Origin of the sequence: Gleimia hominis (assembly GCF_002871945.2) — a bacterium.
GTDB lineage: Bacteria > Actinomycetota > Actinomycetes > Actinomycetales > Actinomycetaceae > Gleimia > Gleimia hominis_A.
The window spans coordinates 1843711-1859221 of sequence record NZ_CP126963.1 but is presented as its reverse complement, the minus strand read 5'-3'; the positions used below and the strand labels follow the sequence as shown (position 1 = coordinate 1859221).

The following is a 15511-nucleotide window of genomic DNA, read 5'->3' as shown; positions in this document are numbered from 1 at the left end:
CCGGGAGACCACGCACCACACGTGTGTGGTCTCCCGGCCCTTACCGCATTGTGGAGCCGATACCGTGCATGAGCTTTTCGTTGATCTTGAAACATTTTCGCCCGTCAACCTCACCAAATCTGGGGTCTACCCTTATGCCGAACACCCAGACTTCGACGTTCTCCTGTTTGGCTACTCCATCGACGGCAATCCCGTTAAGGTCGTTGATGTGGCCTCGAGTGAGCAGCTACCTGCCGAGGTTGCAGAGGCGCTGGTTGATCCGGGCGTGACAAAGTGGGCGTTCAATGCTGCCTTCGAGCGTGTGTGCTTATCTGCTTGGCTGGCCCGACACCACCCAGATCTCATCGCCGGTCGTAACTTTCTGGACCCAGCGCAGTGGCGCTGCACCATGGTCTGGTCCGCCTACCTCGGCCTGCCGATGAGCCTGGATCAGGTCGCCACCGTCCTTGACCTGCCGGTGCGCAAAGACAGTGCAGGTAAGAAACTCATCCGCCAGTTCTGTACCCCGGCCACACCCAGCGTCTTCAACCAGGGCGGGATGCGCAATCCACCCGCATCCGACCCGGACGGGTGGGAGCAGTTCATCTCCTACAACCGGCGCGACGTCGAGGTGGAGTTGGCCATCCACGACCGGCTCGCCGGTTTCCCGATGCCCGAAGCCGAGTGGGACACCTACGCCCTGGACCAGAACGTCAACGACACCGGCATTCGGCTCGACCGGGTGCTCGTGGACAACGCTGTGGCGTGCGACCGGCAGCACCGCGCCGCCACACTGACCCGCGCCCAGGAACTCACTGGACTGGAGAACCCGAACTCGCCGATCCAGCTCAAGGAGTGGCTTGCCGATCACGGCACGCCCCTGCAGTCACTGACGAAAGACGAAGTCGCCGCCGCGCTCGACACCGCTACCGGCCAGGTGCGTGAGGTCCTCCTGCTGCGCGGTGAGCTTGCGAAGTCGTCGGTGAAGAAGTACGAGGCCATGCAGCACGTGGCAGGTCGTGATGGGCGCGGACGGGGATTCCTCCAGTTCTATGGGGCAGGGCGCACCGGGCGTTTCGCTGGCCGCCTCGTCCAAGTCCAAAACCTGCCCCGCAACTACCTACCAGACCTCAGTGAGGCCAGAAGCCTCGTGAGGACCGGAAACTATGATGCGGTCGAGCTGCTCTACGACTCCGTTCCCGACACCCTCTCGCAGCTCATCCGCACGGCGTTCATCCCCGCCGACGGGCACCGGTTCGTGGTGGCCGACTTCTCCGCGATCGAGGCGCGGGTCATCGCGTGGCTTGCAGGCGAGGCCACCACGCTTGAGGCCTTCCGTGACGGGAAGGATTTGTACTGCGAGACCGCGAGCCGCATGTTCGGGGTCCCCGTCGACAAGCACGGAGCCAACGCCGAGCTGCGTCAGAAGGGCAAGATCGCAGTGCTCGCCTGTGGCTATCAAGGCGGCGTCGGTGCCCTGAAAGCCATGGGGGCGCTGCGGATGGGGCTCGCCGAGTCCGAGCTCCAGCCGCTGGTCGACGCGTGGCGGGCAGCCAACCCGAACGTCGTGCAGCTGTGGGCCGACATCAACGCCGCCGCCATCGAGGCCATCTCTACCCGCCTGCCGACAAGTGTTGGTGCGCTGACCTTCACCGTGGAATCCGGGATCATGTTCATCCGCCTGCCCTCCGGACGCCGCCTGGCCTACGTCAAACCCAAGCTGGGTGAGAACAGGTTCGGTGGCACTGCCATCACGCACGAGGGCATCACGACGGGTCGAAAGTGGGGCCAGTTGGAAACCTACGGTGGGAAACTCACCGAGAACATCGTCCAAGCCGTCGCCCGAGACCTGCTCACTTTCGGCATGCACCAGGTCGATCGCGCTGGGCACAGGATCGTCATGCACGTCCACGACGAGATCGTGGTGGAGACCGCCACGGCCACCGTGGACGAGATCTGCAAACTGATGGCCATTACGCCTGACTGGGCAGCGGGGTTGCCGCTAGCGGCAGACGGGTACGTGTGTGATTTCTACATGAAGGACTGATATTGCTGGGCGGAATCGAGGCGACGATGGACATAGGAGAACAAGCTGAAGGCATCGAGGAAGTCATGTTTACCTTCCTCACTACCTAGTCGGGTTTTGTGAGCGCGGGGATTGCGATAGTGCCCGTGGATCCCTATAAGCAGGTTCTTAAAACCCTTGTGCTCTGATTTTTCCGACTCCGTGGAAAAGCTATTAATCACGAGCTTAGGGGCAGAATTGTTTGTTCCCAAAGCTGCGTCGAACAACTCCTGACCATCGTCGGTCAAGCTAGTAAGGATACGGATGCGGTCAGGGATCGACTTGGCTGCCTCGGATATCGCGTGGAACAGAGACTCTGCGATCAGTTCTTGGCTGCAATACTCCATTAGGCGTTCGTGGGTACCGCGCCGCTGAAGTTCCTCCACGAGAGAGCTGGTAAGACGCTCGATATCATCGAATGTGCGTGCCGCCTCAGCGAGTTGGGTCAACTCGCCAGCATCGTCGATATGCCATCCTTCGGTCGCCAGCACCTTGTTGAGCAAGCGGCGCAAATCATTCCAACGCTGACGATCGGTGGTATGCCGTGCCGGGCTCATCGCAGTCGTTATGAACTCACGAGTGAGTTGACCTGCTTGCGCTGCGGACATTCCTTCCGTAAGCGCGCCAAACAGTCCTTCTCGCTTACTCCCGGCAACACGCGGTGGCGCACCAATGTCGAGGAGAAGCTCGTCGATTTGGCTTCCGCTTAGGCCCGGCAAATCGGTACTTGCCAGGACATTCGCAATACTGCGGATAGTCGAGCGTTGGGAGAAAGAATCGGACTGCATCACCGCTCCAGCTTCTCATGTGAGCGAGTGGCCTGAGTATTTCAGCAAGACCCGGGTGTCCGGATTCTTGCGCGCTCAGGGGCGTATGCGTGAGAGCCCGACGCGGCCGCACCCGTGGCTTGCTGGAATTCACGTCAATCCTGGCTCTTAGAAGGAGCCAGACATGGCTACGAGAGATCTTCAGGTATTCACCAACGATGCCTTTGGAACGATCCGAACTGTCGAGCATGAGGACAAGGTGTATTTCTGTGGCCGCGATGTGGCCACCGCCTTGGGGTACAAAGATCCAGTTAACGCCATCAAGCAGCATGGACGTGGGGTGGCGTTTCACCACCCCATCACGGATGCGCTCGGTCGCACTCAAGAAGCCCGGTTCATCACCGAAGGTGACCTGTACCGGCTCATCTTCTCCTCCAAGCTCCCCGCAGCCCAGGACTTCGAAGCCTGGGTTGTCGACGAGGTCCTCCCCACGATCCGCCGCCATGGCGTCTATGCCATCGACGAGCTCTTGGACAATGACGAGTTCCTCGAGCACGCCATCATCCAACTGCGCTCCGAGCGGGCCAAGCGGCTGGCAGCCGAGCAGGCCCTGCTTGAGGCCGCCCCGAAGGTCTCCTACTACGACGTGGTGCTCCAGTCGGATTCGCTGCTGAGCATCACAGAAATCGCCAAAGACTACGGCCTGTCAGCCAAGAAGCTGAACACGCTGCTGCACGAGGCTGGGGTGCAGTTCAAGCAGTCCGGCCGCTGGTTCCTCTACGCCCGCTTCGCCGAGCAGGGCTACACGCAGTCCAAGACCCACGAGTACGACGAGGGCAAGACCCGCACGCATATGTACTGGACCCAGAAGGGTCGGCTCTTCGTCTATGACCTGCTGAAGAACCAGTTCGACCTGCTGCCGGTCATCGAGCAGGACGGCGGTGCGGCATGACGACGACTGCTCTCACCGCCGACCTGGGTTTCTCGCCCCACAACACGGAGGGCTACCCAGACCCCACCTCATACAAGGCGCTGAAGAATCTCCAACGCGCCGAGTACGGCTACCGGCCCTTGGTCTACATCTGCTCCCCGTACTCCGGTGACATCGAGAACAACGTGGAGCTGGCTCGCGCGTTGTGTGCTCACGCGGTGTCACGGCACAAGATCCCGCTCGCGCCGCACCTGTTGTTTCCGCAATTCATGGACGACACCGACGCGAGCGAGCGCGAGTTGGCGATGTTTTTCAACCGAATTCTTCTGAGCAAGTGCGAGGCGATCTGGGTCTACACGGCCCGTGTCTCGACCGGGATGCGCTCCGAGATCGAATGGGCCCACCACCTCGAACTGCCGATCACCTATCTCGACGCCGACTTTCAGGAGGTCACCCTATGAAGGCGATGACGATGTTCACCGCGCAGGTGGCAGGCCAGCAAAACAACGCACACTACCCGAACCCGCACACCGTGACCACGGCAGCCGACCTGGAGGCGGTCGCCAGGTTGGATCATGTGGTTGCCGAGTACGTGGGTGGCAGGCGGTCGGCTGGCAGTTTCGTGACCTCGAACTGCCTGGTCATGGACGTCGACAACTCCCACACCGAGGAGCAGGCCGAATGGGTCACCCCGGAATCGCTGATTAAGAGGCTGGAGGGTGTGGCGTTGATGACCGCCACCTCCCGCAACCACCAGCGGGCGAAAGGAGCCCAGTCGGCAAGACCCCGCTTCCACGTCTACTTCCCGATAGCCCCTGTAACTGATGCTGAGGCCTACGCGGGGCTCAAGAAGCAGCTCGCCGCCCGGTTCGAGTTCTTCGACCCTAACGCGATCGACGCTGGCCGTTTCATCTACGGCCACACTAATCCGAGTATCACCGTGGTCGAGGGTGAGCGCACCATCGACACCTGGCTTGCCGACACGGTCGATGAGGACGTGTTCGCCCAGTGGGATGAGGGCACCAAGGCGATCGAGGAGGGTTCGCGTAATGCGACCTTGTCGAGGTTTGCTGGCAGGCTGCTGATTCGCCTCGGCACGACCGATGAGGCACGCGACTTGTTTGACCGCAAGGCTGCTCGCTGCAACCCGCCGCTGCCCGAGGCGGAGGTGGAGTCGATCTGGCGGTCGGCCACCCGGTTCGCCAAGACGGTCGAGAACCAGCCCGGGTATGTGCCACCAGAGGATTTTGAGGCGAGCCTGGATTCGGTACGCCCCGCCGATTACAGCGACGTCGGCCAAGCCCACGCCCTATCCAAGGCGTACCCGGACTCGCTGCGCTACTCGGAGGCCACCGACTGGCTCGTCTATTACGACGGTGTCTGGTACGAATCCGCTCCCGCTGCCCAAGCCGTCGCCCAGGAGCTCACCGAACGCCAACTGGCCGAGGCCCACGAGCTGCTCGAAGACGCCAAAGACCAGCTCGCCGCCACGGGGGCTGCCATGTTGTTGGCGTCGATGTCGAAGGCGAAAGCCCAGGCCATGTTCAACGCCGCCCAACAGGAGGCGTTCGCCGCGTTCGAGGACGCGAAAACCTATGCGGCCTACGCGCTCAAACGCCGAGAATCACGCGGGATCACCAACTGCCTGAAAGAAGCCCGCCCCATGCTGCTGACCACCCCTGAGCAGCTCGATGCCGACCCGTATCTGCTCAACACCCCATCAGGCACCTACGATCTGCGCCACGGGACCATGTCGCGCCACGACCATGATCCGGCGGATCTGGTGACCAAGCAGACCAGCCTCGACCCGGGCACCGACGGCGCGCACCTGTGGCAGGAAGCCCTCGAGGTGTTCTTCCAGGGCGATGCCGAGCTCATCGCCTACGTGCAGCGCATCGTCGGTTTGGCTGCGATCGGGCAAGTCTTCGTCGAGGCCCTCGTTATCGCTTACGGGGATGGCCGCAACGGCAAATCGACGTTCTGGAACACCATCGCCAGAGTCTTGGGCACGTATGCAGGCAACATGAGTGCTGATGTGCTCACGATCGGTGGGATGCGCAACGTCAAGCCTGAGCTGGCTGAGGCCAAAGGCAAACGCCTCATCATCTCTGCCGAGTCCGAAGAGGGCGTGCGCATGTCCACCTCGGTGGTCAAGCAGCTGGCTTCCACCGATCAGATCTACGCGGAGAAGAAGTACAAGGCGCCGTTTGCCTTCACCCCGTCGCACACCTTGATTCTCTACACGAACCATCTGCCCAGGGTGGGGGCGATGGATGCGGGCATCTGGCGCAGGCTCATCGTCATTCCCTTCGAGGCGAAGATCGAAGGCGCATCCGACATCAAGAACTATGCCGACTACCTTTACACGCAGGCAGGCGGGGCGATCCTGGCCTGGATTATGGAGGGCGCGCGCCTCATCCACGCCGAGGACTACCACCTGAAGGCTCCGGCCCGCGTGGTGGAGGCATCGGCGGCGTATCGGGACGAGAACAACTGGTTCGCTCAGTTCCTTGATGCCAACTGCGACATCGACCCTGGGCTGTCGGAACGGGCCGGGGATTTGTATCAGGCCTATCGGGCGTGGGCGATGTCGACCTCCGGGTGGGCGCGTCCCATGGTCGATTTCAACGCCACCGTCGAACATCACGGCTTCACACGTAAAAGGACGATGCACGGCATGTTCGTCCACGGTTTGGCCTTGAAGAACGAGTTCGACAACTAATTCAGACGGGCCTTATGACGACCTATGACGACCCATATGTGAGTTTGCTATAGGGCAGAAAATATAGCCCTTAGGAAAAGTCCATATCGCATCGTCATAGGTCGTCATGGGCCTCTCACGAGAGAGGGCATGAACCATGAACGAGCACGCAATCGAACAACACTTGAAAAAAGCCGTTGAGGCGATCGGTGGCCTGTGCTGGAAATTCACCAGCCCCGGTACCGCAGGGGTTCCAGACCGCATCTGCATCCATCGCGGACGCGTCATCTTCGTCGAACTCAAAGTCCCCGGACGCCTCCCACGCCCCATCCAACGCCGCCGCATCCAGCAGCTCAAAGATCACGGCGTTGATGCGGTCGTCGTCGACAACATTGACGCGATCCAGGAGGTGGCTGATGCGCTACGAGCCGCATGACTACCAACGACTGGCCACCGCCTTCGTTGAAGATCACCCGCAGGCCGCGATCCTGCTCGGGATGGGTCTGGGCAAGACGGTGATCACCTTGACGGCCATCTGGAATCTGCTGCTGGACTCCTTCCAGGCCCGCCGGGTCCTCATCGTCGCACCCCTGCGAGTCGCCCGCGATACCTGGCCTGCCGAGGCCACCAAATGGGACCACCTGGCAGGACTCACCATTGCCGTGGCCGTGGGGTCGAAAACCCAGCGGGTGGACGCGCTTGCCGCCGAGGCGATGGTGACCGTCATCAACCGCGAAAACGTGCCCTGGCTGGTGCGCCACCTCGGCAAAGCCTGGCCGTTCGACATGGTCGTCATCGACGAGCTGAGCTCGTTTAAGAACCACCGGGCGCAACGGTTCAAAGCACTCGCCTCCGTGCGGCCACGTCTCACCCGGATCGTGGGACTGACCGGCACGCCAGCAGCCAACGGGCTGATGGACCTGTGGGCGCAGTTCCGTCTCCTTGATGAGGGCCAGCGCCTCGGCAGGTTCATCACCCACTACCGCAACCGCTGGTTCGTACCCGATCGGCGAAACGGCCAGCAGATCTTCACCTACAAGCCCGCACCCGGTGCCGAGGACGAGATCTACGAGGCGATCAGCGACATCACCTTGTCGATGCGCACCACCGACTACCTGCGCCTGCCCGAGCTGACGGTCACCACGACGCTCGTCGACCTCGAACCGAAGGAGCTCAAAGCCTACGAGCGGTTGCGAGATGAGATGGTGCTCGACCTCGACGGGCAGGTCATCGATGCCGCGAACGCCGCAGCACTGTCAGGCAAGCTGCTACAGCTGGCCTCCGGTGCGATCTACGACGAGGACGGCAACACCGTGGTGGTGCACGACCGCAAGCTCGACGCGCTCGAAGACCTCGTGGAGGCGGCCAACGGCCAGCCGCTGCTCGTGGCCTACTGGTTCAAACACGACCGTGAGCGCATCACCGAACGCTTCCCTGGGGCCCGCGAGCTGAAAACCAGTACCGACATCAAAGCGTGGAACGCCCGCGAGATTCCGCTGGCGCTCATCCACCCGGCCTCAGCCGGACACGGGCTCAACCTCCAGCAAGGCGGCAACCTCCTGGTCTGGTTCTCCCTGACCTGGTCCTTGGAGCTCTACCAACAGACCAACGCAAGGCTCTACCGCCAGGGACAAGACCAGCCGGTGACGATCACCCACCTGGCCGCAGACCACACCCTCGATGAGGCGGTACTGGCCGCGCTGGACAACAAAGACATGACACAGGCTGCGTTGATCAATGCGGTCGCCGACACTCTGGGAAAGCAGGCACACTCATGAACGACCACCCCATCTGGGACTACTTCGACTACCGCAAAGCCGCCATCGGCGTCCTCCAGGACTACGCAACCCAAGCTGTCATTCTCCAGCAAGGCGACGGGTACGCCAACGAGCTCAAAGCCTCACTGACCTCAATCGGCTCACCCCGATTCGACGGCCTGCCACGGGGCAACAACCGGCACGCCGGTGAAGCGAGAGTCTGCTCGATCCTCGACAACCTCGACGCGCTCAAAGCCCGCAACCAAAAAGCGCAGGCCTACATGGATTGGTTCAACCCGGCCTGGGAAAGCCTCAGCGACGATGACCGGCTGGTCCTCGAGGTCTTCTTCCTCGACGACCTCTCCGCCGAGGACGCCGCCGTCAAAGTCGCCGAACACTTCTACGTCGAACGCAAGACTGCCTTCGCCAAGAAGCAGCGCGCCCTTGCCCGCTTCGCGCGTCTCTTGTTCGGCAGAGACTGAAGCATTGGCGCGCATGAGTGTCGCAAAGAGGGGATGACTTTCAGGGTGTGCCTGTCGCATGCTGTAAGTGGTTGAAAAGTAGGTCCCGACCCCCCAGACGAATCATCACGGTTCGTCTGGGGGGTCGTTGCCATGAACGACAAGGGTGGTGAGACGGATGCCTTTCAAACCCAAGCGCCCGTGCTCCCAGCCCGGCTGCCCCGAGCTGACCGAGACGCGGTTCTGCCCCGAGCACGCCCGCGCCGAGGACACCCGCTACCGGACCTACCAGCGCGACCCGAAGATCAACCGACGCTACGACCACCGGTGGCGAAAGATCCGCGCGGCCTACGTCGAAGCCCACCCGTTGTGCGAGGACTGCCTGGCCCGTGGCCGGTACACGCCCGTGGCTGAGGTCCACCACGTGATCCCGCTCGACCACGGCGGCACCCACGACGAGTCGAACCTGCGCAGTCTGTGCAAGCCGTGCCACTCGCGCCAGTCCGCGCTCGATGGCGACCGGTGGCGGCAAGCCCCTCGGGTCTACAGCTACTAAAAAGGGCTGTGTGCCCGCCTGTCGCGGCCTCCCTGCCGACCCTCACCTGTGCCAACCTCGACCCCGTTCGCCCGGCACGAGGCGACGTGGCGCGCTTGCCGAGGGGGTGGGGGCGAGCGGATCTCCACAGCTGGGCTGCTCCTCAGCGGGCGGGGCCAACCGTGCGCAAAACCGCCGAATCAAACGGGGTATTGACCCCTTCACGCCCTCCACACCAGGGCACGATGCCCCAGGAAGGAGGCGAGACCATGGCCAAAGACGGCACCAACAGGGGCGGACGCAGGGTGCGCGCTGGGGCGAAGCCCGAGGCGCTTTCCGACAAGCTCGCCTCAGGTCGCCCCGCCACCCGGCTCACGACACCTGCCGAGCTCGATGTGTTCGACCTGGACGGCACCGACATCGGCGATGGTGCGCTGCTCGCAGGCGAGCCGATGCCAGAACCCGGCGAATATCTGTCGGCTGAGCAGCGTGACGGCCAACCGCTCGGCGCGGATTTGGTCTACCGGGAGACGTGGAGCTGGCTGGATGAACGTGGTTGCACCGAGTTCGTCTCCAAACGGCTCATTGAGCAGTACGCGCAGGCGTTCGCCCGCTACATCCAGTGTGAGCAGGCGATTTCCAAGTTCGGTCTGCTCGGCAAACACCCCACCACGGGAGCTGCGATCGCCAGCCCGTTCGTGGCCATGTCGCAGTCGTTCGGCAAGCAGGCCAACGTGTACTGGTACGAGATCTTCGACATCGTACGCGCCACCTGCACCACCGACTACTCCGGCACCACACCAGGCGATGAGGTCATGGAGCAGCTGCTCAAAGCCTCCTCCTAACGCCCCGCGACCCCTTGTTTCGTTTCCTGCCTGCCCGGCACCCGGGCGGGCTTTCTTGTTGTTCGCTTTTGTGAAAGGAGCCCTCCGCGTGTCTGTAGTGCGAAGTGCTGAATCTGTGTGTATCGGCCACCCCGACAAGCTGTGCGATCTGATCGCAGACCACATCCTCGATGACATCCTCACCCTCGACCCGACGGCACGCGTGGCCGTTGAGGTCATGGCCACCGGCAGGCGCATCATCGTCACCGGCGAGATCACCACCACCATCCGGCCGCAGCTGCGCGCCTGCACGCGGGAGGCGCTGCGACGGGCCGGGTACAACCCGAACCGGTTCCTCATCTACGTGTGGGTGCGCCGACAATCCGCCGACATCGGCGCAGGCGTCACCACCTCCATCGAGGCGCGTGCGGGTGACGAGTCGGCGTATGCGAGCCTGGGGGCGGGCGATCAGGGCACCGTCTACGGGTACGCCACGAACGAGACGCCCCAGCGCCTGCCGCTGCCGCTCGTGCTCGCCCACGAGATCTGCCGCCGCCTCGATACAGCCCGCACCGACGGCACCATCCGTGGGATCGGCCCCGACGGCAAATCCCAGGTCAGTGTGGTCTACGACGAGCTGGGCACCCCGGTCGGCATCGACACCGTGATCGTCTCCATCCAGCACGATGCGAACAAAGACACAGGTGTTCTTGAACGGGAGGTGCGCACGCTGGTCGTCGCTCCCGCTATCGAGGCGCACCTGCCCGGTGCCACGGCTGAGCGCGTGTTGGTCAACCCGTCGGGACGGTTCGTCACAGGTGGCCCCACCGCTGATACCGGGTTGACCGGGCGCAAGCTCATGGTCGACACCTACGGTGGGCTCGGCCCGCACGGCGGTGGCGCGTTCTCGGGTAAGGACCCCTCCAAGGTCGACCGGACGGGTGCGTACATGGCGCGCCTGATCGCGAAAACCGTGGTGGATGCGCGCCTGGCCGAAGAATGCCACGTCGCTATCTCCTATGCGATCGGTAAGGCCGACCCGGTCGCGTTCCACATCGACACCTTCGGCACAGGTCAGCACTCGGACTGGCTGCTCACCGACGCCGCCCAGGCGATCTTCCCGCTGCGACCGGCCGCGATGATCGAACGCCTCGGCCTTAGAGCCCCCATCTACGCGAAGCTTGCCACCTGCGGGCACATGGGCCATGGCCTGAGCGAGTGGGAATGGACACTGCCATATGCCGACAAGCTCAAGACGGAGGTGACCCGCCGTGCTCATCAAGCAGCTACCCATCAGTGAGCTCAAGCCCGCCGACTACAACCCGCGTAAGGACCTGAAGCCCGGGGACGCGGACTACGAGAAACTCAAGCGGTCGCTGACCGAGTTCGGTTACGTCGAGCCGGTGATCTACAACCACACCACCGGCCACGTCGTCGGCGGCCACCAGCGCCTGAAAGTACTCGCTGACTTGGGCCACACCGATGTTGACTGCGTGGTCGTCGAGCTGGACGAGACCCGCGAAAAGGCCCTGAACGTCGCGCTGAACAAGATCAGCGGCGACTGGGATGAATCCAAGCTGGCCCTGCTCATCGCCGACCTGGACGCGGCTGACTTTGATGCCGAGCTCACCGGCTTCGACGATGACGAAATCCAGGCGATGATTGGTTCCCTCGACGATGACGAGGTCACCGATGACGGCTTCGATCTCACCGCCGCGCTCGAGGCCGCATCGTTCGTCCAGCGCGGCGACATTTGGACTATCGGCAGGCACCGGCTGGTCTGCGGGGATGCCACCAACGCAGACGATGTCGCGGTGCTCATGGATGGCAAGAGCGCGAACCTGGTGCTCACCGACCCGCCCTACAACGTCGCCTTCGAGTCGTCCGACGGGCTCACGATCAAGAATGATGCGATGAAGGCCGACTCGTTCTACGAGTTCCTGCTCACCGCGTTTACCAACATGGCGGGCGTTCTCGACAAGGGTGGGTCGGCGTATGTGTTCCACGCCGACACCGAAGGGCTGAACTTCCGCAAAGCGTTCATCGACGCCGGGTTCAAACTCTCCGGCTGCTGCATCTGGGTCAAAGACTCCCTCGTGCTGGGACGCTCGCCGTACCAGTGGCAGCACGAACCAGTGCTCTACGGGTGGAAGCAGGGAGCCAAGCACAAGTGGTTCGCTGACCGGAAACAGACTACGATCTGGAACTTCGCCAAGCCGCGTAAGAACTCCGACCACCCGACCTCCAAGCCGCTGGACCTGCTGGCCTATCCGATCCGCAACTCCACTCAGGCCAACGCGATCATCCTCGACACGTTCGCTGGCAGCGGTTCGACCCTGATGGCCGCCGAGCAGACCGACCGCATCGCCTACCTCATGGAGTTGGACGAGAAGTACGCCTCGGTGATCCTGCGCCGCTACGCCGAGGCGACCGGGGACGCGGCCGGGATCACCTGCCAGCGAGGCAACACTCAGTACACGTATCTGGATCTGGTCAAACAGGTCGACCGCGACCGCGAATAAAACCCCACACTATGCAGGGAAAACAGGGGCGTGAAAATGAGCCGTTGATGAGGGAAAAAACGACTGGATAAGCGGAAAAACGTATGGCTGTATGTACATGACCGAAAGCACCCCCACACCTGGGGGAACCGAGCGAAAAGGACTGGTCATGAGTGAATTACACATCGAAATCAGCGAGCTCATCGCAGCCGGAGTCAACGTCTACGACCCCGAGGAAACCCTGCGGGTTGCCAGAGCTCGCGGCTACCAGCTGGTGGTGCGCGTGATCGAATACGACCCGACGCGTTTCCTCAGCATGGTGGCCGCCTGGTTCGAGAAGGAGGTCGTGGCATGAGCATCCTCGCCTTCACCCCGCACAAAACGGGCAGGAAAAAGCTCGCCCAGCTTCTCGCCGATCACCTTGGCACCGAGGCCACCTATCTGGGCACGCCCTCGTTTGCCTACCAGATCGCAGACGCCACGCTGGATCGGGACTGGACCCTCTACCTGCCAGATGGTATCGAGGCGCAGGCCGTGCTCGAGTCCGCACACAAGGCGGGCTTTGAAACCGCCGACCCGGGCGAGGTGGCGTTGACGGTCACGATGCCCACCACCGGGTGGAGTGAGCGCACTCGCGCCAACCTCGAAGCGCTCCTAGCGGCCAAAGGGCCACTGATCGCCAAGGCCCTGGGCATCCCGGCCACACCCGTGCAGTTCAACGATGACGAGACCGTCTCGTTCCCGTGGTGTGAGTCGATTACGCCGGAGACGGCACGCGAGGCGGTGATCCCGCTTGTGGCAAAGCTCTGCCAGCGCGCCCAGGAGGCAACCCGGATCCGATCCACGCCGCCTGCACCGGGCAATGACAAGTACACGATGCGCTGCTTCCTGCTCTCCCTGGGCTTCATCGGCCCCGAACACAAGCAGGCACGCCGCATCTTGCTGGCAGGCCTGGAAGGCGACGCCGCCTGGCGCACCCCGGCAAGCAGGAAGGAGAACTGACGCATCAATCGCAACGCCTGACCTGCTGGCCCCCGGAAACCCTGCCACGAGCGGGGTTTCCCCTCGTCACAAGCCTTGATTCTCCACGGTCTCCGAGTGCTGTAGATCCCAAAAAAAATAGTGCCTGATCTGGGCAAATACGACTGGATAAGCGCCCGCACCTATGGCTGTATGTACATGACAAAAGAACAGCCCCTCAGGAAAGGACAACAGCCATGAACACCACCGAGAAGCTCACCACCGAAGCCCTGCAGATGCGCGTCGACTCCTACGGGGCGATCCTCGCACACGGCGACTACACGCTGGCCACCTTCGCGACCTGGACCAAGAAAGACGGCTACGGCAACAGCGCCCAGGTCTACCGCCTCACCGAAGCCCCGATCGACGGCTTCGGCCCGAACGCACGCGGCCGCAGCGAATGCGCCCTGGAGCTCATCGCCGAGGCCGACCACCTTTTCGCAGACGCCGGGCACGCCATCGCCTGGGCCCTGACCCAGATCGGCTCTGTTGCAAAGATTGGCGGCAGTCAGAGGTAGGCTGTCGCTCTGCGCCGATCAGGCGGCTGCTGCGAAATGGTGGTTGAGCATGCCCATGGCCTCCGTCAGCGCCGAGGGCCCAATGCCAAAAGCTCTCTCCACAAGGCGCACCTCGCCCCTGATGCCGGGCTGCAGGCACCAGGGGCGAGCCTGTCCTTTGCGCAGGGCTCGCATGACTTCGAATCCCTTGATCGTGGCATAGGCCGTGGGGATCGATTTGAAACCGCGCACCGGCTTGATCAGTATCTTGAGCTTTCCGTGATCGGCCTCGATCACGTTATTGAGATACTTCACCTGCCGGTGGGCCGTCTCCCGGTCCAGCTTTCCTTCGCGCTTCAATTCGGTGATCGCTGCACCATAGCTCGGCGCTTTGTCGGTATTGAGCGTGGCAGGCTTTTCCCAGTGCTTCAGGCCTCGCAGGGCCTTGCCCAGGAACCGCTTCGCTGCCTTGGCGCTGCGGGTCGGCGACAGGTAGAAATCGATCGTGTCGCCCCGCTTGTCGACTGCCCGGTACAGGTAGGTCCACTTGCCCCGCACCTTGACGTAGGTTTCATCCAGGCGCCAGCTCGGATCAAAGCCACGCCGCCAGAACCAGCGCAGCCGCTTCTCCATCTCCGGGGCGTAGCACTGGACCCAGCGATAGATCGTCGTATGGTCGACCGAAATGCCGCGTTCCGCCAGCATTTCCTCAAGGTCGCGATAGCTGATCGGATAGCGACAATACCAGCGCACCGCCCACAGGATCACATCACCCTGGAAATGGCGCCACTTGAAATCCGTCATCGTTCCGTCCGTCCAATCTCCGCCAAGCATGCTCAAGCTTCACGATTTTTGCAACAGAGCCATATCGACAACCTCTCGCGCAACCAAGACATCGCGGTCGGACTGCAAGTGATCTTGAAGCCACGGGCCCGTCCCACCCCGACATGGACCTCGATGCCCGAACGGACGTTAGATTTCGAGTTCTAGGCGTTCTGCGATGAAGGTTGGATCCCAGCCGGGATTGAAAGTGTCGACGTGGGTGAATCCGAGCCGCTCGTATAGGCCACGCAGGTTCGGGTGGCAGTCGAGCCGCAGCTTGGCGCACCCCTGCGTTCGCGCGGCATGGCGGCAAGCCTCGATCAGCGCGGAGCTGACACCCCGGCCCGCATGTGTCCGTCGCACCGCGAGCTTGTGCAGATATGCGGCCTCCCCCTTGAGGGCGTCGGGCCAGAACTCGGGATCCTCGGCCGACAAGGTGCAACAGCCGACGATGCCGTCGCTGCAACTCGCGACTAGGAGCTCGGATCTCAGGACGAAGGTCTCCGCGAATGTCCGGTCGATCCGCGCGACGTCCCAGGCGGGCGTTCCCTTGGCGGACATCCACGCCGCAGCGTCGTGCATCAGCCGCACAACCTCGTCGATATCACCCGAGCAGGCGACCCGAACGTTCGGAGGCTCCTCGCTGTCCAT

General features: G+C 62.7%; 17 protein-coding genes. 14 read left to right on the top strand and 3 right to left on the bottom strand.

The annotated features are described in order from the left end of the window. The first annotated feature begins 64 nt into the window (after positions 1-64). Entirely contained in the window at positions 65-2026 is a 1962-nt protein-coding gene (locus CJ187_RS08190) for a DNA polymerase (RefSeq protein ID WP_049189299.1), read from the top strand. Here CJ187_RS08190 and CJ187_RS08185 read toward each other — a convergent pair. After that, on the bottom strand, positions 2011-2832 hold the full coding sequence (locus CJ187_RS08185; protein WP_005295521.1) for a TIGR02391 family protein: 822 nt from the start codon (positions 2830-2832) through the stop codon (positions 2011-2013). The genes CJ187_RS08190 and CJ187_RS08185 overlap by 16 nt on opposite strands. Positions 2833-2995: 163 nt before the next feature. Here CJ187_RS08185 and CJ187_RS08180 point away from each other — a divergent pair, with 163 nt between their 5' ends. From CJ187_RS08180 to CJ187_RS08120, 13 genes are all read left to right on the top strand, one after another. Further along, positions 2996-3763, top strand: a complete 768-nt coding sequence (locus tag CJ187_RS08180; protein WP_102217304.1) for a phage antirepressor — start codon at positions 2996-2998, stop codon at positions 3761-3763. After that, positions 3760-4203, top strand: coding sequence for a DUF7768 domain-containing protein (locus tag CJ187_RS08175; protein WP_014320319.1), 444 nt, complete (start codon positions 3760-3762; stop codon positions 4201-4203). The genes CJ187_RS08180 and CJ187_RS08175 overlap by 4 nt, the downstream gene beginning before the upstream one ends. Next, positions 4200-6464: a phage/plasmid primase, P4 family gene (locus CJ187_RS08170; protein WP_102217305.1), complete on the top strand. Its 2265-nt coding sequence runs from the start codon at positions 4200-4202 to the stop codon at positions 6462-6464. Before CJ187_RS08175 ends, CJ187_RS08170 begins: the two co-directional genes overlap by 4 nt. Positions 6465-6600: 136 nt before the next feature. After that, a complete protein-coding gene (locus tag CJ187_RS08165) occupies positions 6601-6879 on the top strand; it encodes a VRR-NUC domain-containing protein (RefSeq protein ID WP_102217306.1) in 279 nt (92 codons plus the stop codon). Continuing rightward, complete coding sequence (locus tag CJ187_RS08160) at positions 6860-8221, top strand: DEAD/DEAH box helicase (protein ID WP_102217307.1); 1362 nt, start codon at positions 6860-6862, stop codon at positions 8219-8221. Before CJ187_RS08165 ends, CJ187_RS08160 begins: the two co-directional genes overlap by 20 nt. Next, positions 8218-8682, top strand: a complete 465-nt coding sequence (locus CJ187_RS08155; RefSeq protein ID WP_042406075.1) for a hypothetical protein — start codon at positions 8218-8220, stop codon at positions 8680-8682. Before CJ187_RS08160 ends, CJ187_RS08155 begins: the two co-directional genes overlap by 4 nt. A 157-nt stretch (positions 8683-8839) precedes the next feature. Then, on the top strand, positions 8840-9217 hold the full coding sequence (locus tag CJ187_RS08150; RefSeq protein WP_014320314.1) for an HNH endonuclease: 378 nt from the start codon (positions 8840-8842) through the stop codon (positions 9215-9217). 248 nt (positions 9218-9465) lie between these two features. Continuing rightward, positions 9466-10041, top strand: coding sequence for a P27 family phage terminase small subunit (locus CJ187_RS08145; RefSeq protein ID WP_014320313.1), 576 nt, complete (start codon positions 9466-9468; stop codon positions 10039-10041). Between the two features lie 88 nt (positions 10042-10129). Beyond that, positions 10130-11320 carry a methionine adenosyltransferase gene (gene metK, locus CJ187_RS08140; RefSeq protein WP_102217308.1) on the top strand — a complete coding sequence of 397 codons (1191 nt, stop codon included), beginning with the start codon at positions 10130-10132 and terminating at the stop codon, positions 11318-11320. After that, the gene (locus tag CJ187_RS08135; protein ID WP_014320311.1) at positions 11292-12542 is read left to right on the top strand and encodes a site-specific DNA-methyltransferase; all 1251 of its coding nucleotides are present in this window, start codon (positions 11292-11294) and stop codon (positions 12540-12542) included. Before metK ends, CJ187_RS08135 begins: the two co-directional genes overlap by 29 nt. Positions 12543-12690: 148 nt before the next feature. Then, the gene (locus CJ187_RS08130) at positions 12691-12876 is read left to right on the top strand and encodes a hypothetical protein (protein ID WP_034375438.1); all 186 of its coding nucleotides are present in this window, start codon (positions 12691-12693) and stop codon (positions 12874-12876) included. Continuing rightward, positions 12873-13523 (top strand): hypothetical protein, encoded by a 651-nt coding sequence (locus CJ187_RS08125; RefSeq protein ID WP_014320309.1) that lies wholly within the window; start codon positions 12873-12875, stop codon positions 13521-13523. The genes CJ187_RS08130 and CJ187_RS08125 overlap by 4 nt, the downstream gene beginning before the upstream one ends. A 215-nt stretch (positions 13524-13738) precedes the next feature. After that, entirely contained in the window at positions 13739-14059 is a 321-nt protein-coding gene (locus CJ187_RS08120) for a hypothetical protein (protein ID WP_102217309.1), read from the top strand. An 18-nt stretch (positions 14060-14077) separates the two neighbouring features. Here CJ187_RS08120 and CJ187_RS08115 read toward each other — a convergent pair whose 3' ends face one another. Both CJ187_RS08115 and CJ187_RS08110 read right to left on the bottom strand, forming a co-directional pair. Further along, positions 14078-14842, bottom strand: coding sequence for an IS6-like element IS6100 family transposase (locus CJ187_RS08115; RefSeq protein WP_001389365.1), 765 nt, complete (start codon positions 14840-14842; stop codon positions 14078-14080). 168 nt (positions 14843-15010) lie between these two features. After that, positions 15011-15511 carry a GNAT family N-acetyltransferase gene (locus CJ187_RS08110; RefSeq protein WP_000376623.1) on the bottom strand — a complete coding sequence of 167 codons (501 nt, stop codon included), beginning with the start codon at positions 15509-15511 and terminating at the stop codon, positions 15011-15013.